Origin of the sequence: Candidatus Thiodictyon syntrophicum (assembly GCF_002813775.1) — a bacterium.
Taxonomy (GTDB): domain Bacteria; phylum Pseudomonadota; class Gammaproteobacteria; order Chromatiales; family Chromatiaceae; genus Thiodictyon; species Thiodictyon syntrophicum.
Window position 1 is genome coordinate 5,089,762 of the sequence record NZ_CP020370.1, and the last position, 20,453, is coordinate 5,110,214.

At 70.9% G+C, this 20,453-nt stretch carries 6 protein-coding genes and 1 pseudogene; 3 read left to right on the forward strand and 4 right to left on the reverse strand.

The features are described from left to right. Positions 1–175: 175 nt before the first annotated feature. Positions 176–4,813 carry an Lhr family helicase gene (locus THSYN_RS21490; RefSeq protein ID WP_100920925.1) on the reverse strand — a complete coding sequence of 1,546 codons (4,638 nt, stop codon included), beginning with the start codon at positions 4,811–4,813 and terminating at the stop codon, positions 176–178. Positions 4,814–6,635: 1,822 nt separating this feature from the next. On the opposite strand from THSYN_RS21490, the gene THSYN_RS21500 reads away from it, so the two are divergent. Continuing rightward, entirely contained in the window at positions 6,636–8,141 is a 1,506-nt protein-coding gene (locus THSYN_RS21500) for a GAF domain-containing protein (RefSeq protein WP_100920927.1), read from the forward strand. Positions 8,142–8,512: 371 nt separating this feature from the next. Here THSYN_RS21500 and THSYN_RS21505 read toward each other — a convergent pair whose 3' ends face one another. Both THSYN_RS21505 and THSYN_RS21510 read right to left on the reverse strand, forming a co-directional pair. Continuing rightward, a complete protein-coding gene (locus THSYN_RS21505) occupies positions 8,513–13,171 on the reverse strand; it encodes a hybrid sensor histidine kinase/response regulator (RefSeq protein ID WP_100920928.1) in 4,659 nt (1,552 codons plus the stop codon). Beyond that, positions 13,168–15,900, reverse strand: coding sequence for a PAS domain S-box protein (locus tag THSYN_RS21510; RefSeq protein ID WP_157817844.1), 2,733 nt, complete (start codon positions 15,898–15,900; stop codon positions 13,168–13,170). Before THSYN_RS21510 ends, THSYN_RS21505 begins: the two co-directional genes overlap by 4 nt. Positions 15,901–16,069: 169 nt before the next feature. On the opposite strand from THSYN_RS21510, the pseudogene dacB reads away from it, so the two are divergent. Continuing rightward, positions 16,070–17,620 (forward strand): annotated as a pseudogene (dacB, locus tag THSYN_RS21515) (D-alanyl-D-alanine carboxypeptidase/D-alanyl-D-alanine endopeptidase); the annotation flags it as partial. Between the two features lie 62 nt (positions 17,621–17,682). Here dacB and THSYN_RS36090 read toward each other — a convergent pair. After that, on the reverse strand, positions 17,683–18,516 hold the full coding sequence (locus THSYN_RS36090; RefSeq protein WP_100920931.1) for a class I SAM-dependent methyltransferase: 834 nt from the start codon (positions 18,514–18,516) through the stop codon (positions 17,683–17,685). A gap of 444 nt (positions 18,517–18,960) precedes the next feature. Here THSYN_RS36090 and THSYN_RS21525 point away from each other — a divergent pair, with 444 nt between their 5' ends. Then, entirely contained in the window at positions 18,961–20,445 is a 1,485-nt protein-coding gene (locus THSYN_RS21525; RefSeq protein ID WP_157817846.1) for a lipopolysaccharide biosynthesis protein, read from the forward strand. Positions 20,446–20,453 lie beyond the last annotated feature (8 nt).

Sequence of the window (20,453 nt, forward strand, 5' to 3'; positions counted from 1 at the left end):
GGGTTCATCCGATAAAGAGTAGTCATCCACAGATGAACACAGATGAACACAAATTATTCATTGGCTTATGCCTGGTCGGGGACTCACCTTGCAGGTGCTTGTGACAGTAGCGATAAGCGCATGACGATTCTGAAGAACATCTGTGTTCATCTGTGTTCATCTGTGGATTTTAGGTTCATTGACTCGTGCGCGACGGAACCAGGGCATCGTAATCGGACGCGAAGCCGGCGGCGAGCATGGTCTCGCGCAACGGCGATTGGAGTGCCGGTCGGCCGTCGATCGTCTGGATGAGGAGCCGCCGCCGGCCACCGGCGGGCAGGCGGCACAGGGCGGCCAGGGCCAGGTGCAGTTCCCCGCCGGTCTCGCTCAGGGACGATGGGAAGCTCAGCAGCGCACGGGCGCTGCTGCCCAGATAGAGGACCGGCTTGCCGGCCACCAGGATGACCCAGGCCCCGCCGATGCGGCGTGGGGCGGCTTCGCCACCGGCCGCCGTCTGCGGCCAGGGTAGCAGGGCACCATAGGGGTTGGCCGGGTCCAGGGCGGCCAGGACGCGGACCTCCTCCTGCGTGAAACCGTCGAGCGGCGACTCCTCCAGACGCGCCGCCCGCAGGCGTTCCAGGGCCCCGGCCAGGGCGAACTGGGCCCCGGACAGCCCCGCGACGAACCAACCCCGGCGCACCCGCCCGGACTCCTCCATTTGCTTCAAAACCCGGTAGAGCGGCGCGAAGCCGCCGGGCAGCCCCTCTGCCTGGACCGCCTCCCGACTCACCACGCCATAGCGTTCGAGCAGTCGGCGGGCCTGGGCGAGCAGGCGCTCCGTCTCACTGGGCGGCGGCGTGTCCCGTCCGGCGAGGTCCGCGACCAGGGACCAGCGTCCGCCGGTCAGGGCCGGTTCCCGCCCGCGATGTCGGGTGCGGACGCCGCCGGCCCCACCCGCAGCCAGGCCGCGCAGGGGGGCGAAGGTGTCGTTGGTGATGAGCCCGGCCCAGACCAGGTCCCAGACGGCCGACTCGAAGGCATCGCGCGCACCTGCGAGCCCCGCGCGCTCGGCCGCCGCCGTCAGTTCCATCAGGAAGCAAGCGCCGCGTTCGCGCAGGTGCTCCAGCAGGAGGCCCGGCAGCGGTGCCGACGGCTCCCCTGCCCCGGTGTCGGCCGTGCGCCATTCGCCGCCCGCGCGCGGGTACAGGGCGACCCGGCCGTCCTTGGGCCCCAGGGCGCCCCGCCCGATCCAGACGATCTGACCGGTGGCCGCCAGCAGGTCCAGGTCCTGGGGGCGGTAGCCCGGGACCCGGGCGGGCAGCAGGACGCGATCCAGTTGGGACCAGGGCAGGCTCAGACCGGCGAGTTGCGCGACCGCCTCCAAAAGCCGCTCCGGACCCTTGCGGTCCTCGCCGATGCCGTGCCAGGCGGGGAGAAAGCGCCCCAGGGCGGCCCCGTCGACCGGCGCCACGGCATCCCGGGCACGGGCCAGGGTGCGGCGGCGCAGGCGTTGCAGGACCTCGACCTCGCACCACTCGGGCTGGGTGCCCAGCGGGCGGATCTCGCCGCGGACCAGGGCGCCCTGGGATTCGAGCAGGCGCAGGACCGGTTCGACCTGGGCCGGACGCAGGCCCAGGCGCGCGGCGGGCTCGCGGGTGAGGAAGGGGCCATGGGTGCGACCATAGCGCCGCAGCAACTGTTCGAGGGGGGCCTGGGTGGGGGCGATGCAGGCCTCGGGCAGCCCGGGGGATGGGACCAGGCCCAGGGCGTCGCGATAGAGTCCGGCGTCTTCGGCGGCGATCCAGCGGTGTTCACCGTCGATGCGCAGCGGGACGGCGCGGCGCTGGTCTTTCAAGACCCGCAGCCAGGACCCGGAATCGGCGGGGTCGCCCGCCGACCCGGTACCCGTCCCATGCGTCGCGGTCGTTGTCGTTGTCGTTGTCGTTGTCGTTGTCGTTGTCGTAATCGTAATCGCAGCGGATTCCCCCGCCGCATCGGTACCCGCCCCGTACCCAACACACCGCTCGGCGATCTCGCCCTCGCTCAGATCGCCCAAGCGCCGCAGCAAATCGTGCAGTTCATCCGCATCGCGGGCGCGGCGCCCGTCCACCCGATGCTGCAACTCGGCCTCCAGGTCGGCAAGGACCTCCGGGTCGATCAGTTCGCGCAGTTCGGCCTGACCCAGCAGTTCCGCCAGCAGGGCGCGGTCCAGGGTCAGGGCCTGGGCGCGGCGCTCCGGCAGCGGGGCGTCCTGCTCGTAGAGATAGGCGGCCACATAGGCGAAGACGAGCGAGCGGGCGAAGGGTGAGGCGTGCGCCGTCTCGACCTCATGCACGCGGATGGTGCGGGTCTGGACGGCGCTCAGGACCTCTTTCAGGCCCGGCAGGTCAAAGACATCACCCAGTGCCTGCCGATAGGTCTCGATCACCATCGGAAAGCCCGGGTAGCGGCGCACCGTGGCGAGCAGGGCCTGGGCGCGCAGCCGTTGCGCCCAGAGCGGCTGGCGGCCCGTGGCCCGGCGGCGCGGCAGCAGCAGTGCCCGTGCCGCATTCTCGCGGAACAGACCGGCGAAGAGGGCCGTGGCGGCGAGTTGCCCGGTCACCTCATCCGTCACCTCCGCCGGGTCCGGCAGCAGGTCGTCCAGGGACGGCAGGTCCTCCCCATCCGCCAGGCGCAGCACGATGCCGTCGTCGGTGTACATGACCTGGACTTCAAACCCCTCGCGGCGGCTCAGCCGGCCTTGCAGGGCCATGGCCCAGGGGGCATGGATCGGCGCGCCGAAGGGGGTGAGGATACAGACCCGCCAGTCCCCCAACTCGTCGCGAAAGCGCTCCACGACGATGGTGCGGTCGCTCGGGACCTGACCGGTCGACTCGCGCTGCTCGCGCACATAGGTGGCCAGATTGAGCGCGGCCAGGTCGTCGAGCGGGGCCTGTGCCTGGACCCAGGCCGGGGCCTCCTCGCCCTCGATGGCCGCCAAACGGCGACAGAAGACGCCGATCGCGCGCCCCAGTTCCAGCGGCCGTCCGGGGCCCTCGCCGCGCCAGAAGGGGAGCTTGCCGGGCTCACCGGGGGCGGGTGAGACGATGACCCGGTCGCGGGTGATCTGCTCCACCCGCCAGGTGGAGGCGCCGAGCAGGATGCAGTCCCCGGCCTTGGTCTCATGGACCAGCTCCTCGTCCAACTCGCCGATCCGGGGGCCCTCCGCGCCCAGGTGGACCCCGTAGTAGCCCCGGTCCGGGATGGTACCGGCGTTGAGCCGGGTGATCAGGGCCGTGCCGCGGCGCGCACTCAGGGTCGCGCTCGCTCGGTCCCAGGCGAGGAGCGGCTTGAGATCCGCGAAATCGCCGCCCGGGTAGAGGCCCGACAGCATCTCCAGCACCGCCTCCAGGGCCGCCCGCGACAGCTCCCGATAGGGCCCGGCGCGGGTTACCAGGGCGTGCAACTCGCCCACCGTCCGGTCCGCCGCCGCACAGTGGGCGGCGACCTGCTGGGCCAGGACGTCCAGGGCGTTGCGGGGCATGCGGAAGGGCTCCAACTCACCCTGCAGCATCCGCCCGGCGATGACGGCGCACTCCAGCAGGTCGCCCCGGAATTTCGGGAAGATACGCCCGCTGCTGACCTCCCCCACCCCGTGCCCGGCCCGCCCCACCCGTTGCAGACCGCGCGCGACCGAGCCCGGGGACTCCACCAGCAACACCTGGTCCACCGCCCCCATGTCGATGCCCATCTCCAGCGAACTGGTCGCGACGATGGCCTTGAGGTCGCCGCGCTTCAGGCCCTCCTCGATCGCGCTGCGCTGCTCGTGGCTGACGCTGCCGTGGTGGGCGCGCACCAGGTCGGGGACCGGCTCGGGGGCCGGGTCCGGGTCGGGGGCCTCGTCGCCCCCGGCCGCCAACTCGTTCAGGCGCCGGCACAGACGCTCGGCCAGGCCCCGGCTGTTGACGAAGAGGATGGTGGAGCGGTGGGCGCGGATGGCGTCCAGCAGGGCCGGATAGAGGGCCGACCAGATACCCTTCTCGGCCGGCGGGCGGGCGGCCTGCTGGGCGTAGAGGGCCCCGAGGATGGAGCCGCTGCGCAGTTCCGGCGTCGGCGTCGGCGGCTGCGGCGGGCGCTCCATGTCCGGCACCGGTACGCAGACCCGCAGGTCCAGACGCGGCGGGGCGGCGGCATCGACGATCTCCACCGGCCGGTCGCCGCCCAGGTAGAGCGCCGCCTCCGCCAGGGGCCGCAGGGTCGCCGAGAGCCCGATCCGCTGGGGGTCGCGCCCGCACAGGGCGGCCAGGCGCTCCAGCGACAGGGCCAGGTGCGCGCCCCGCTTGGTCGGCGCCAGTGCGTGCACCTCGTCGATGATCAGGGTATGGACCGAGCGCAGGTTGCCGGCCGCGCGGGAGCCGAGCAGCAGATAGAGCGACTCCGGCGTCGTGACCAGGATCTCCGCCGGGTCCTGCAACTGCCGGGCGCGCTCCTTCGCGGGCGTGTCCCCGGTGCGGATGTCCACCCGCGGCGGCGCGACCGCCAGCCCCAGGTGCTCCGCCGCCCGGGCGACCCCGGCCAAGGGCGCGCGCAGGTTGCGCTCGATGTCATAGACCAGGGCCTTGAGGGGGGAGACATAGAGGACCTGGACGCCGGGAACCCGCGGACCCTCACCGCCCGCCATCAGCCGGTCGATCGCCCACAGGAAGGCGGCGAGCGTCTTGCCGCTGCCGGTCGGGGCCGTGATCAGGCAATGGTGCCCGGCGGCAATCAGCGGCCAGCCGCGCGCCTGGGCCGGCGTCGGCGCGGCAAAGTTCTGCGCGAACCAGCGGCGGGTGGCGGGAGTGAAGTAGTCCATGTGACCGGGATGCTAGCCGCACCGGTCGGACTCGGCAAGGGCGCCGAGGCCCAAGGCTTCAAGCTTCACGACCATTAAGTTAAGGCGCACTCGCCGACCGCGTTGCCTCTGCCTGGAGTCCAAGGCTTCAGCCTTGGCGTGCGCCAAGGCTGAAGCCTTGGACTCCAGGCGCTCCGGCCCGGCCTGGGAGCGCCGCACCCCAGTGCGGCGCGATCTCGCAGATAACCCCGGCGGTGCGCCTTGACGAGAGGCCGCGCCGCACTGGGGTGCGGCGCTCCCAGTAGCCGTTGCGGCTTGACGAAACGCGCCGACCCCGGGCCGGACGGGGCATGTGCCCCGTCCGTAACGTTTTTTCCGCTCTACCGGCTCGCTCCAATGATCGAGGCCGGAGAAAACGCCGGGGGCGCCGCACCCCAGTGCGGCGCGATCTCGCAGATAACCCCGGCGGTGCGCGTTGACGAGAGGCCGCGCCGCACTGGGGTGCGGCGCTCCCAGTAGCCGTTGCGGCTTGACGAAACGCGCCGACCCCGGGCCGGACGGGGCATGCGCCCCGTCCGTAACGTTTTTTCCGCTCTACCGGCTCGCTCCAATGATCGAGGCCGGAGAAAACGCCGGGGGCGCCGCACCCCAGTGCGGCGCGATCTCGCAGATAGCCCCGGCGGTGCGCGTTGACGAGAGGCCGCGCCGCACTGGGGTGCGGCGCTCCCAGTAGCCGTTGCGGCTTGACGAAACGCGCCGACCCCGGGCCGGACGGGGCATGCGCCTCGTCCGTAACGTTTTTTTCGGGCTACCGGCTCGCTCCAATGATCGAGGCCGGAGAAAACGCCGGGGGCGCCGCACCCCAGTGCGGCGCGATCTCGCAGATAGCCCCGGCGGTGCGCGTTGACGAGAGGCCGCGCCGCACTGGGGTGCGGCGCTCCCAGTAGCCGTTGCGGCTTGACGAAACGCGCCGACCCCGGGCCGGACGGGGCATGCGCCCCGTCCGTAACGTTTTTTCCGCTCTACCGGCTCGCTCCAATGATCGAGGCCGGAGAAAACGTCCGGGACGGGGTTTCAAACCCCGTCCCGCCGGGGATTACGACAACGACGCCCGGTGCGTGAGAACGTCCGGCCGCGCAAGCAGCCCCCGGCCTGGGAGCGCCGCACCCCAGTGCGGCGCGATCTCGCAGATAGCCCCGGCGGTGCGCGTTGACGAGAGGCCGCGCCGCACTGGGGTGCGGCGCTCCCAGTAGCCGTTGCGGCTTGACGAAACGCGCCGACCCCGGGCCGGACGGGGCATGCGCCCCGTCCGTAACGTTTTTTTCGGGCTACCGGCTCGCACCAAGGATCGAGGTCGGAGAAAACCTCCGGGACGGGGTTTCAAATCCCGTCCCGCCGGGGATTACGACAACGACGCCCGGTGCGTGAGAACGTCCGGCCGCGCAAGCAGCCCCCGGCCTGGGAGCGCCGCACCCCAGTGCGGCGCGATCTCGCAGATAGCCCCGGCGGTGCGCGTTGACGAGAGGCCGCGCCGCACTGGGGTGCGGCGCTCCCAGTAGCCGTTGCGGCTTGACGAAACGCGCCGACCCCGGGCCGGACGGGGCATGCGCCTCGTCCGTAACGTTTTTTTCGGGCTACCGGCTCGCTCCAATGATCGAGGCCGGAGAAAACGTCCGGGACGGGGTTTCAAACCCCGTCCCGCCGGGGATCGCACCCCACCCGTAAAGATGGCTTTACAGGACGGCCAGGCACGCCCTAGGCTACCGAATCCGCAAAGACTGCCCAGCGCGCCGGAGACCGATGGGCGCGCCGGTCAAAGACCGCGCCCGCAGAGGCCTTGCCGATGACCGAATCGACTGAGTCAGACCTGTTGAGCGGCTGCGAACGCGAGCAGTTGCATCGCATCGGCGCCATCCAGCCCTTCGGGTTGCTGCTGGCGGGCGGCCCGGACGATGACCGGGTCCGCGCCGCCAGCGCCGACGCCGCCGACTGGCTGGGCCTGGGCGCGGGCCCCGTCCTCGGGCGGGCGCTGGCGGACCTGGTGCCACTCTCCCGCGACGATTTCCCTCCTGAACCCGGCCGCAAGCGGGTCATCGCCGGGCTGATCGGCACGCCGCGCGGGCCGCTGGACGCGCTGCTCAGCAATACCGGCGCCGGCTGGCTGCTGGAGTTGGAGCCGGCGGGCGCAGACGACCCGCCCCCGCGGATCGCCAATCCGCTGCTGCGCCAACTGTTGCAGGCACCCACCACGGACGGGGACTGGGCCGATTATTGCGACACGCTGGCCGCCGCGGTGCGCCTGGCCAGCGGCTACGAGCGGGTCATGGTCTATCGTTTTCTGACCGACGGCTGCGGGGAGGTCATCGCCGAGTCCACCGTGCATCAGTACCCGCGCTATCTGGGTCTGCGCTTCCCCGCCTCGGACATTCCCAAGATCGCCCGCAACCTCTTTCGGATCAACAGCCACCGCCAGATCCCGGACATCGGGGCCGCACCCGTGCCCATCGAGGTCCTGCCAGGGACCGATCCGGATCTGAGCCTCTCGGACCTGCGCGCCGTCTCCCCGGTGCACCTTAAGTACCTGGCGAACATGGCTGTCACCGCCTCCTTGACCATCCCGATCCTGGTGGGGGACAGCCTCTGGGGCCTGGTCGCCTGTCATCACCGCCGCCCGCGCCTGCTCTCCTTGACGATGCGCGAGCAGTGCGTGGCGTTGGCCCAGACCTATGCCCTGGGCGTCGGTTCCTTCCTGGCCCGGCAACGGCTGCGGCGGGTCAGCGGCCTGGACGCGCGCCTGGAGGCCTTGGTGGAGCTGGTCCTGGACGTGCAGTCCGGGCATTCTCCCGCGGCGCTCCTGGAGCCTGCGATCCTCGACCTGGTCCAGGCCAACGGGGCGGCCCTGCTCGACGCCCAGGGGCTCCACCGCTTCGGCCTGGTACCGAGCGACGCAGAGGTCCACGCCATCGATCGCTGGTTCACCCAACAGGTGGAGCACCAGGTGTTGGCGACCGACCGCCTGGCGGCCGACGGCGCGGTGGCGGTGGACCTGGAGCGCGCCGCCGGGGTCCTGGCCGTGCGCGCCCGCTCGCGGCCGGCGGCCGGCGTGCAGCAGCGTCTTTACTGGTTCCGCGGCGAGCAGGCGCGTAGCGTCAACTGGGCCGGGGACCCCAGCAAGCCGGTCGGCACGGCCGCTGCCGATGGTGTCCTGAATCCGCGTCACTCCTTTGACCTGTGGATCGAGCACACCCACGGACACAGCGCCCCCTGGGATGACCTGGACCTGATGGCGGCCCGCAAGCTGCGGCTCCTGCTGCTGAGCAGCGGCATGCGCGCCGGCGCCCGAGGCTGAGGGGACGATCGGCGTAGGGTGCGCCGTGCGCACCTTAGAGAGGCCGCGGTTGATCCTAAATCCGGCAATTGCTCTCACAAAGACACAAAGAGAACTGCTCTTTCCGGGTTGATCGCCGTGGCCAGGGTCTCGGTCGGCGCCATGGTGCGCACGGCGCACCCTACGTTTGCCGCGGCGACCCGTGATGATGGGCATCGCTCTCGAGACTGGGCAAGTATTCGCTGCCGGCCCGATCCGCGTGCGATTTGTAGGCTGGGTAGAGCGCAGCGAAACCCAGCAATCAACGCCTTAGGCGCGCGCAAACGATGGGTTTCGCTGCGCTCTACCCATCCTACGGGAATACTTGCCCAGTCTCTCTCGCTCTGCCCATCCTAAGAGCTGCCCACCACCGCGCCGCCGCGCGCACGCCCGCCGGTCTTGGCCAGGATCGCGCCGCGCAGGACCGCCGGGTCCAGCGGCTTGCGCAGGACCGTCGGGCGTTCGCTCAGTTCGTCGAGCGCGCTCAAGGCGTCCTTCTGACCGGTCATCAGGATGACCGGCAGTTCGGGGCGCCCCTGCGCCAGGCGTTGGTAAAGTTGGATACCGTCGAGCACCGGCATGGCAATGTCGGAGAGCACCAGGTCGAAGGCGGCGTCGCGCTCCAGGAGCTCGAGGCAGGCCTGACCCTGTTCCGCCAGGCCCAGGCGGGCGCCGTCCAGGGTCAGGAGCCGGCCGACCGCCTCGCGCACCCGCGGGTCGTCTTCCACCACCAGCACCCGCAGGCCGGAGAGCGGCGCGGGCGCCGCGCCGTCCGCGCCGTCCGCGGGGGGCGCGGGCGGGACCGGGGGCGGTCCAACTGGGTTCGGACCGCCGGGGGCCTCGATGACCCCAACGGCGGGGGCCTCGCGGGGCAACAGCAGGCTGAAGCAGGTCCCGTGCCCGGGTTGCGACTCGACCGCCAGACCGGCCCCGGAGCGCGTGACGAACTCCTGCACCATGAAGAGCCCGAGGCCGTGACCGCGCTGGCGCGCCTTGGTGGAAAACAGGGGGTCGAAGATCCGGGTAAGCAGGCTCGGCGCAATGCCGCTGCCGGTGTCGCTCACCCGCAGCGCGATGCAGTCCATGGACGCCACGGCGCCCACCGCCAAGGGGAGGCGCCCATCCCAATGGATGGGCTGCGCCGCGATGGACAGGACGCCGCCGTCGAGCATAGCGTCACGCGCGTTGAACGCGAGATTGAGCAGTGCCGACTGGAGAAAGGCGCCGTTGCTCCAGGCCAGGGTCCCGGGGGCGACGGCGACCCGCAGGTCGATCGCGGCGGGGAGGACCTGACGCAGGATGCGCTCCAGTTCGGCGACCGTCGGCGCCAGGTCCACCGACTCCAGGGGCACCCCGCCGGCGCGGCTCAGCGAGAGCATCCCGGAGGTGATGACCTTGGCCTGACCCAGGGCGCTTTGGGTCTCCTCCATGACCTGACGCAACTCCGGATCCGCTGGGGCCAGGTCGCCCAGGCGCGCCTCGAGATAGTAGACATTGGCGTCGATGACACCGAGCAGGTTGTTGAAGTCATGGGCGATACCGCTCGCCAGGTGGCCGATGCTCTCGCGGCCCTTGGCCTGCACCAGGTCGTGCTGGACCTGCTCCTGGTAGCGGATCGAGGCCACCCGCTGGGCGATGAGACGGATGATCTGACGCCCGGGTCCATCCAGGTCCAGGGACGGCTCGGGCCCCCACAGCGACAGGATCAGGGTATCGGCCTGTCCGTCCGGGCGCGGGCAGGTGAAGGCCATGGCGACACAGGAGCGCAGGCCCGCGCTGAGCGCCGCGGCGGGCAGCCGCTCCGCTGCCAGGACGCAGGGGCTGCCCAGGTGCGTCAAGGCCTCGACGACCAGGGCGCGGCTGAGCTCGGGCGTGAACCCGTTGCCGGGGTCGCCGTTGGCCGCGAACAGCACGCGCTGGCCGCGTTCCTCGTCCATCGTCACCAGGACCGCCGCGCCCACCCCCGAACGATGGCAGCCCAGCCACAGCAGGCTGCCGATCTGTTCGGCGGGCGGCAGCGGCAGGCTGATGAGGTCCGCGAATTCCTCGAGCTGAAGGTTGTACCGGGTCAGGGCCGCCTCGAGCGCCTGCTGACGCTGCGTCGCGGCACGTTGCTCGGTAATGTCCTCGACCATCCCCAGGGGTAGGGGCGGTTCGCCGGGGCGGCTCGGCAGCAGGGTCGCCCGCAGGTCGCCCCAGACCACGCTGCCATCCGGGCGCAGGTAGCGTTTGGCCATCCGGTAGGAGGTCCGGCGGCCAGCCGTCAGTTCAGTGAACTGGGCGGCGTCCGCGCCCAGGTCATCCGGGTGGGTCACCGCGGCAATCGACATGCCGATCAGCGCCGCCGGCGTCCGCCCGAGAAAGTCCGCCAGCGCGCGATTGACCCGGCTGATCCGCAGGTCCGGCTCCACCAGGGCCATGCCGATGGGTGCATTTTCGAACACTGAGGCGAGCCGCTCCTCGCTCTCCTGGAGCCGCACCTCGGCGAGGCGGCGTTCGGTGATGTCCTGTACCGTGCCCCGCGAGCGCAGCGGCGTGCCATCGGCGGCGTAGTCGGTCTCGCTGCGCTCATAGACCCACTTGACCCGACCGTCCGGCGTCAGCAGCCGGTGCTCCAGTTCGTAGGGGATACGCTTGGCGACCGACTCCCGATACACCCGGTCGAGCAGGGCCCGATCCTCCGGGTGGATGGTGGTCAGCATGCCCTCGTAGGAGGGTTCAAAGCGCTCCGGGTCCTGTTCAAAGATGCGGAACGCCTCCGGCGACCAGGACACCCGGTCATTGACGATATCGAACTCCCAGGACCCCAGCCGGGCGATCTCCTGGGCCTTGAGCAGTGACTCCTGGCTGAGTTCCAGGGCGCGGCGCGCCGCGCGCTCGGCGGTCACGTCGGTGAAGAAGGCGACGAGGGTCGAGTCCCGGCCGAGCCGCATCAGACCGGGGGACACCTTGCAATAAAAGGTGCCGCCGTCGCGGCGGCGGCAGGGCAGTTCCAGGGCGGTCGCCAGATCGCCCTGCGCCATCCGGGCGAATTCGGCCGCGACCCGGGGCAGTGACTCCACCGGGTGCAGGTCCTCCACCCGCAGCCCCTCCCACTGGGCGAGACCATAGCCGAAGAGGCGCAGCATGGACCCGCTGCACCACAGCAAACGCCGGGTGACCGGGTCCGCCTCGACGATGCCGTGGGGCGAGGCCTCGATGATCGCCCGCAACCGCCGCTCGGTCTGCTGGAGCCGGGTGATGTCCGCGAAGCTGGTGAAGACCCGGAAGGGCCTGGACTCACCGGGCCTGACTTCAGGGCGTGAGTGGACCAGCAGCCAACGGGTATCGCCGGTCAGGGGGGCGATGACGCCCATCACGGCCTCACCCGGGTCCCGACCGGTGCACAGCGCGACCATGGCCGGGTGCTCCGCGGCCGGGAGCGGGCTGCCGTCCTCGCGCAACACCTGCCAGGGCAGGTCCGCGATACCCGTGCCAAAAAGTCGCTCGGGCGACTGCCCGAGCAGGCGCAGGGCGGCCGGATTGGCGTCCGTGATGGCCCCCTGCTCATCGCGGTAGATCACCCCCTCGGCCATGGTCTCGAAGAGGCTGCGGAAGCGCAGCTCGCTCTCGCGCAGGGCCCGGAAGTTCGCGGCCAGTGACCGCGCCATCTCGGCCACAGCGTCCGCCAGGTCGCCGGTCTCGGCCAGCAGGCCGGGGACCGGCGCGGGCCAGGGACGGTCCTCGCGGATGGCCGCCGGCAGGGTGCGGCTGTCGTCGGCCAGTTCGCGCAGGGGCCGCGCGATGCGCCGGCTCAAGCCATGCGCCACCAGCAACCCCAGCAGGGCAACGGCCAGCAACAGCACCAGGAGCCGCGCCGCCGCCCCCTGCAACTGATCGATCAGGGGGGCGGCACGCAGTTCCATGACCAGACTGAAACCCTGGGGCGCCGAGTCGGCGGGGTCGACGGGGTAGGCCGCGTCGAGGGCCGGGATCCCGTGGACCGGGATCGCCATGCGGTAACGGGCCTCATGCCACCAGGCCAGGCGCGAGGAATAGTGACCGCTCGGCAGGATCAGCGAGAACCCGGGGGCGGCGGTGGGAATGACCTGGCCCGGTCTGGCTTGCCGACCGAAGACCCAGGTCAGGGGGGACCAGGCCGCGGGCACCCGGGTCTCGGGCACCGGGGCCGGCCCGCGCTCCAGGCGCAGTTGGGGGGCGCAGGCGGCGGGCAGGTGCTCGGCCAGCGCACTGCGCATCACTTGAAGTTGCGCCTCCACGAAGGTGGGGTCGGCGACGCGGCCGGGCGGCAGTGCCATCAGTTGACGGACCGCGAGTTCGCCGAAGAGCCGCAGGCGGTCCGCCTGGGCGACCTCCAGCCGGTCCTTCAGGCCCCGATTCTCCCAGGCGTTGAGCAGGAGGGAGGGAACCAGCATCGCGGCCAGCAGGACACCGAACAGGACCTGCGCCAGCGGCAGCGCGGATTGGCGCCGGGTCAGGAGCACGCCGGCCACCAGGACCAGGTCGGCGAGTGCGGCGTTGAGGATACCGTTCTCCGCCTGCTTGACGGCAATGAGCAGGGTCGCCGTCCAACTCAACCCCAGCACGAACCGATGGGCCAGCAGCGCGAGCGGGACACCGAGCAGGAGCCAGTACAGGGCCGCGGAGACCGCGAGCGGCGGCGGGGCCAACCCGCGGCGGCGCGCCCGGTCCCGGTGCCAACCCACCGCCGCGGCCTCGGCCAGGAAGGTCAGCAGGGCATAGGGGTGGCCCCACAGCAGCCAGGTGTAGGCGCCCCCGACCAGGGCCGCCAGCAGGCCGGCCCCGGTCCCCAGCCAGGCCAGGGCCAGCATCACGGCGATGGAGCCGAACAGGAAGTCGACCCCGAAGCTGGCCGGCAGACTCAACCAATTGCCGAGGAGCGCGGCGAGTGCCAGGGCCCCGGTGAGCAGTGCGCGCTCGCGCCCCTTGAGGGGTGGCGAGACCTGGGCCAAGGGCGCGCGTGGGGGATCGGCGGCCGCGTCGCGATTCAACTCTGGCTCCCACCGGTGTGTGCATTCCCTTCGCCTTTGGCCTGCATCAGGTCACGCTGGATCTGCTCCTGGTAGCGGACCGCAGCAATCTGCTGGGCGATGAGACGGATGAGCTGGTGCCCGGGCCCACCGAGATCCAGGGTCGGCCCCGGCCCCCACAGCGACAGCACCAGGGAGTCGGTGCGTCCGTCCGCACGCGGGCCGGCGAAGGCCAGGGCGACGCAGGAGCGCAGGCCCGCAGCGAGCGCCGCGCCGGGCAGCCGCTCCGGCCCCAGCACCACCGGGCTGCCCGGATGCGTCAAGGCCTCGTCGAGAAAGGCGCGCTCGAGACCGCGCGCGACCCCGTCCTGGGTGTCGTCAGGGGCCGCGAACAGCACCCGGTGACCGCGTTCCTCGTCCATCATCACCAGGACCGCCGCGCCCAGGCCCAGGCGGCGGCAACCGAGCGACAGCAGGGTGCCGACCTGTTGGGCGAGCGGCAGCGGCAGGCTGATGGCGTCCACGAGGTCCTCGAGCTGGGCGTTGTAGCGGGTCAGGGCGAGGCGCGCCTGGAATTCGGCGGTCACGTCCGTGAAGAAGGCGATGAGTATCGTCTCCGTGCCCAGGCTCGCCAGGCCCGGGGACACCTTGCAATAGAAGAGACTGCCGTCGCGACGGCGGCAGGGCAGGTCCAGGGCGGGCGCCAGATCGGCGCGGGCCATGCGCTCGAATTCGGCCAGGACCCGGGGCAGGGACTCGACCGGATGCAGGTCCTCCACCTTGAGCCCCTGCCACTGGGTGGGACCATAGCCGAAGAGACGCAGCATGGACCCGCTGCACCACAGCAGACGGCGGGTCAGCGGGTCCACCTCCGCGATGCCGTGGGGCAAGACCTCGAGGATGGCCCGCAGCCGATGCTCGGTCCGCTTGAGCCGGGTGATGTCCGCGAAGCTGGTGAAGACCCGATAGGGGCTGGACTCACCGGGCCTGACTTGCGGGTGGGCATGGACCAGCAGCCAGCGGGTGTCGTTGGTCTGTGGGTTCAGGATACCGATGACGGCCCCGGCCTGAGCCTGACCCGTGCGCAGGGCGACCATGGCGGGGTGTTCCTCGCCCAGGTAGGGCAGTCCGTCCTCCCGTATCGCTTGCCAACGCGGATCCAGCGGGTCACGGCCCCGCAGCGCCTCGAGCGACAGGCCCAGCAGGCGCTGCGCCGCCGGATTGGCGTCCGTGATGACACCGTCGGCCCCGTGGTAGACCACCCCCTCGGCCATGGTCTCGTAGAGGGTGCGGTAACGCTCCTCCTGCTCGGCCAGGACCAGGTTCAGTGCCTCACGCTGGTCGCGTTCCTCGCGTAGCGCCCGGAAGCTCGCGGCCAGGGACCCCGCCATCTCGGCCACGGCATCCGCCAACTCGCCGGTCTCCGCCAGCAGGCCGGGGACCGGCGCGGGCCAGGGCCTGTCCCCGCGGATGGCGGCCGGCAGCGCCCGACTGCCCGCCGCCAACTGGCGCAACGGCCGCACGATCCGCAGACTCAAGCCGGCCGCCACGACCAACCCCAACAGGGTCACGCCCAGCAGCAACACCAGCAGCCGCGTCGCCACCCCCTGCACCTGATCGACCAGGGGCGCGGCGCGCCACTGCATGACGAGACTGAAATCCTCGGGCGGGGCGTCCGCGGCGCCCCCGGCGCCGGGGCCGCCGCGGGCGGGCGGCGCCTGGACGGGGAGCTCCAGGCGATACACCGCGGTACGCCACAGGCCCACACGCGAGGGATAGCGGCCGCTCGGCAGGATCAACACGAGTCCCGGGACGGCGGTGGGAATGACCTGACCTGGTTTCGCCAAACTGCCGAAGACCCGGCTAAAGGGCGACGGGGTCGTGCCCGCCGGGGGCTGCGGCACCGGGGCCGGCCCCGGCTCCAGGCGCAGTTGGGGGTCGAATGACGGGGGCAGGTTCTCGACCAGCGCCGACCTCATGACCGCCAACTGCGCCTCCCGGGCGGCGGGGTCCGCGCCGCGGCCCTGCGAGTCGACCAGCAGTTGATGGACCGCGAGTTCACCGAAGAGCCGCAGGCTGGTCGCCTGGGCGGCTTCCAACCGGTCTTTCAGGCCCCGGTTCTCCCAGGCGTTCAGCAGGATCGAGGGGATCAGCAGCGCGGCCAGCAGGACACCGAACAGGACCTGACGTAAGGACAGCGCGGATTTCTGCCGGGTCAGCAGTGCGCCGCCCACCAGGACCAGATCGGCGAGCGCGGCGTTGAGGATGCCGTTCAGTGACTGTTTGGCGACAATGAGCAGGGTCGGTATCCAACCCAGCCCCAGCGCGAACCGATGGGCCAGCAGCGCGAGCGGGACACCGAGCAGGAGCCAGTACAGGGCCGCGGAGACCGCGAGCGGCGGCGTGGCCAACCCGCGGCGGCGCGCCCGGTCCCGGTGCCAGCCCACCGCCGCGGCCTCGGCCAGGAAGATGAGCAGGGCGTAGGGATGGCCCCAGAGCAGCCAGGTGTAGGCACCCCCGACCAGGGCCACCACCAGACCGGCCCCGGTCCCCAGCCGGGCCAGGGCCAGCATCACGGCGATGGAGCCGAACAGGAAGTCGACCCCGAAGGCGAGCGGCAGACTCAACCGATTGCCGAGGAGCGCGGCGAGTGCCAGCGCGGCGATGAACAGTACGCGCTCAAGCCCTTGGGGGGCCGGCGCTACAGGGGCCCAGGGCTCGCGCGGGGGGCCGGTGGCGTCGCTATTCATCTGGTCTCCCGCCGGCGTGTCGCTGCCCGTAGCCGGTTCACAGGGTTTTTGGTCGGGTGGCGGGGCGCGCTGCCGGGTGGCGTCCGCTCGCTCAGGGCGCACCGGGGCCGCGGCTGGAGCGGTCCAGGCGCGGTCCCGGATGCGCCGGGACCCGCATTCATCCCGGCGTATGGATCGCAAAACAGTCGATGATATACCGATTGCCGGGAGGCTTGCCGTGTCCGGCCGGACCAGACAGTCGGTTTCTCAGGTTCTGATCGCACCCGCGACGACCTCGCGGCTTCGGTGTCGCACCGGGTCCCTGGTATCCTTGGGCGGTCACCCTGACTGGAGATCGCCCCCTGTGCCTGCATCATCCCACCGCGCGCGGCCGGCGGCCCGCCGCCTCCTGCCGCGGCTCTGGCTCGCCCTCTGGCTGCTCCCGACGGCGGGGCACGGCGGACCTCTGCCCGTGGACATCGACCGCGCGCTGCGGCTGCACCAGATCGACCAGGCGGATCTGAGCCTCTATGTGCGCGAGGTGACCCAGGAGCAGCCGCGGGTGGACCTCAACGGCGAGGTGCCGCGGGTGCCGGCCTCGACCATCAAGCTCCTGACCAGCATCGTCGCCCTGGGGCAGCTCGGCCCGAACTTCCGCTGGCAGACCCGCGTCTGGCTCAGCGGCCCCCTGGTCAATGGCCGACTCGCCGGCGACCTGATCATCCAGGGCGGGGGCGACCCCAGCCTGCGCCTGGAGGACCTGTGGCGCTTGCTGTGGGAGCTGAAGGCGCGCGGTCTCACCGGCATCGGCGGGGATCTGATCATCGACAACAGCGCCTTCGCCCCGCCGGAAACGACCCGGGCGGCCTTCGACGGCAAGGGGCAGTCCGGCTACAACGCCCTGCCGGTGGCCTTCAGCCTCAATGAACAACTGACCGCGGTGGAGTTGCAACTGGACCCGGCGGCCAAGACGCTGCGCGCCTATCTGTCGCCGCCGGTCGCCCATGTGGAACTGCGCAATGAGCTCAAGGTGGTCCAGGGCGCCTGTCAGGCGAAGAACCATCGGGTGCATGTGGCCGTCGCGGGGGAGGGGCCGGCGCTTATGACGCTCCAGGGGACCTTCGCCGCCGGCTGCGGGCGCGATCATGTCGAGGGACTGCTGCTGGAGCCGCTGCAGCAGGCGGGCCGCGCCACGCTCGCCCTCTGGGAGGAACTGGGCGGGACCCTGGAGGGCCAGGTGCGCGACGGGGTGCGGCCCAAGAACGCGGTCCTGTTCCACACCCACGAGTCCGCGGAACTGCCCGTGATCCTGCGCGACGTCAACAAATGGAGCAACAACCTCATCGCCCGCACCCTGTTCCTGACGCTCGGGATGGAGCGCTTCGGCCGCCCGGCCACCCCGGCCAAGGGCGAGGCGGCGGCCAAGGAGTGGCTGGCGAAACAGGGGCTGGACTTCCCCGAGCTGGTGGTCACGAACGGCAGCGGCCTGTCGCGCGAGGACCGGATCAGCGCCCGGAGCCTGGGGCGGCTGCTCGCCTTCGCCTACGCCAACCAGGGCATGTCGGAGCTGATGGCGTCGCTGCCGATCCTGGGGGTGGACGGCACCCTGCACCGGCGCTTCAAGCACGAGGCCCTGCGCGGGCACGGACACCTCAAGACCGGGACCATGGCGGGCGCCACCGGGCTTGCGGGGTTCGTGGATGACCGGACGGGCCGCCGCTGGATCATGGTGTCGATGATCAACAACCCGCGGCTGCAGACCTGGCGCGGCAAGGCGGTGGAGGAGGCCGTGCTGCGCTGGATCTATGGCGAGCCCGCCGCCGGCTGTGCCGCGGGCGGGGCGGCGCCCTGCCCCGAAAAGGTCCTGGGCACCGGGGCCAGGGTCCAGTCCCCGGCAGCCGGCAGGAAGCCCGGGGCCACCGTCTCGCAGACCACGCAGGACAGAAACCCCTGACCATAGCGCTCGATCACCCGGAAGCCGGCACAGCGCAGCATCGACTCCAGACACGAGTGGGAGAAGCCCCAGATCCAGTTGGCATAGCCCTGGGCCGGATCATAGGGGGTCGAAACCCCCAGCGCGCCCTCCCCCAGGCTCCAGAGGCGCCGCTGGCCCTGGTCCAGGTAGGGATAGAAGACCGCGAAGTTCTTGATCCCCGGGTGCTCGGGCACGGTGCTGGTGTTGAGGATCAGGACCCCGTCGCAGATCCGGCGCAACTGCATCAGGGTGTCGATCGGATTGGGGGTGTGATAGAGCAGGCCGGAGCAGAAGACCAGATCCCGGCGGCCGATCGCCTGGAGTGTCCCGGCGTCGTGGATGTCGCCTTGAATGAACTGCACCCGCGAGTCGAGCCGCACCAGTTCGGCGGTGAATTCGCGACTCGCCGGATAGATGTCGACCGCCGCCACGCGCGCCGCCCCGGCGTCCTCCGCCACGAATGAAAAGAGCCCGTTCACCCGCCACATGCAGCCGATGTCGGCAAAGGTCTTGCCCGGCACCAGGCGCCTGATCAGGTCCTCCTTGAGCCGGTCCGGGACCTCGCTCACCCCCAGACCGCGGCCGAACAGCGCCTGTGCGCGCGCGCTCAGCCGCTGCAACAGCGGCGATTTCAGGGCCCGAACCTTGAGTTGGTACAGCATTGCGAAGACTCACCGGCAGTGACATCATGACCGCGGGCGCGGCTTTTACCCGCTCCGACAATTCCAAGAGTCCACAGATGAACACAGATGAACACAGATAAACACAGATTTTCTGCAAATTGTCATGCGCTTATCGCTCCTGTCATCATCACCCGCAAGGTGAGCCCCCGACCAGCGTAAGCCAATGAATCATCTGTGTTCATCTGTGTTCATCTGTGGATGACTACTCTTTCCAGGAGAATTGGTCCGCGAACAGCGCAAGTGAACGCGCAGCTGGTCGCGGCCCGCCGGGCGCGAGGTCCACATCATGGTGGAGTCCCTTGGTCCACGCAAGCCTGGACTGTGACGGCCACCGCCGCACGGCTGTAGAACTTTGTTGTCAACTGCTTCTTCTCCGTGCCTCCGTGTCTTTGTGAAAGGATTCGAGACCTTGCCGGGGGGCCCGTGAGCCTGGGCGCGGGCCTGAGGACCAATACGCTCTGGGTCCTGACCGGCGACCTGGGCGTCCAACTGGTGAGTCTCGGCTTCGGCGTGGTCCTGGCGCGGCTCCTGGTGCCGGCCGACTTCGGGCTGCTGGTCACGGTGCAGATCCTCACCGGGGCGCTCGGTTTCCTGGCCGCCAACGGCACCAGCGAGGCGCTGGTGCGGGCCAAGGTGCTGGGCCCGCGGGACGTGCGCACCCTGTTCGCGCTCCTGCTGGTCAGTTGCACGGCCATCTGTGCCGCGCTGAACCTGATCGCGCCCGCCTTCGCCGCCTGGTTCGGCGACCCCCGCCTTGAGCCCTTGCTGCGTCTGAGTTCGCTCGGTTTCCTGCTGCGGCCCTTCATGGCGGTACCGACGGCGCTGTTGCACCGGGCCATGCGCTTTCGCGAGTTCTCCGTCCTGATGTTCGCGGGGGGCCTGAGCGCGGGGCTCGCGAGCACCCTGCTGGCCTTCCTGGGGCTGGGCGCGGCCAGCCTCGCCCTGGGCGGCCTGGTCGGCGCCCTGGTCCGGACCCTGCTCAGCGCGCGGCGGGCCGGCTGGGTCCCGGCGCTCGGTTTCGACCCGGCCGCCGCCCGCACGCTCGGCGTCTACGGGTTCAAGCTCTCGGTCAACGACATCATCCAATACGCCCGCGCCCAGACCGCCAATACCCTCATCAGCCGCCACCTCGGCGCCGGCCCGGTCGGTCTCTACAACAAGGGCGACAGCCTGGCGGAGATGCCCAACGACCTCTTGAGCGGGGCCGCCTACCAGACCCTGTTTCGCGCCCTGGCGTCGCTCCAGGACGACCGCGAGCAGTGCGCCGCGGTCTTCCTGAGCGCCCTGACCCTGGTGTCCTTCTATGCCATGCCCCTGTATGTCGGCCTGCTCTGGGTAGCGGAACCGCTGATCGTGGTCCTCTATGGCGAACCCTGGGCCGCCGCCGCCCTGCCCTTGCAGGTCCTGGCCCTGGCCGGACCGCTGCGGGTGATCGCCAACCTCTCGCGCGCGGTGGCCGCCTCCCACAATCAGTTGGGGCGCGAGATCCGGATCCAGTTGGAGACACTGGCGCTCCTGGTCTGCGGCACCGCAATCGGCCTGCACTGGGGCCTCGTCGGAGTCGCGGTCTGCGCCCTGCCCGGCTTCATCCACAACGCCGCCCGCCTGGCCGGCCTCGCCAACCGCACCCTGGGGCTGGGTTGGGGCCGGTTGGGGCGCGCCCTGTGGCCAATCCTGCGCCTCAATGGGATCATGGCGCTGGTGCTGGCCGCGACTGACCTGGCCCTGACGACCGCGGGGCTCGCCGGGTCCCGGGTCCTGTACCTGGCCGCCATGGTGGGCGCCGGGGGCGCCCTCTACGGCGCCGTCTTGCTGCTGCTGCCGCCGCTCGGCCTGCAGGGTGAGTCGCGGCGCTGGCGCACCTTGACGCAACCGCGCTTCTTAAGATCAATCATCGGCCGCAAATGAACGCGAAC

Bases quoted from the DNA above. Each gene is read 5' to 3' on its own strand.
- THSYN_RS21490 (WP_100920925.1), bottom strand. From the start codon at position 4,813: ATGGACTACTTCACTCCCGCCACCCGCCGCTGGTTCGCGCAGAACTTT.
- THSYN_RS21510 (WP_157817844.1), bottom strand. From the start codon at position 15,900: ATGAATAGCGACGCCACCGGCCCCCCGCGCGAGCCCTGGGCCCCTGTA.
- THSYN_RS21500 (WP_100920927.1), top strand. From the start codon at position 6,636: ATGACCGAATCGACTGAGTCAGACCTGTTGAGCGGCTGCGAACGCGAG.
- THSYN_RS36090 (WP_100920931.1), bottom strand. From the start codon at position 18,516: ATGCTGTACCAACTCAAGGTTCGGGCCCTGAAATCGCCGCTGTTGCAG.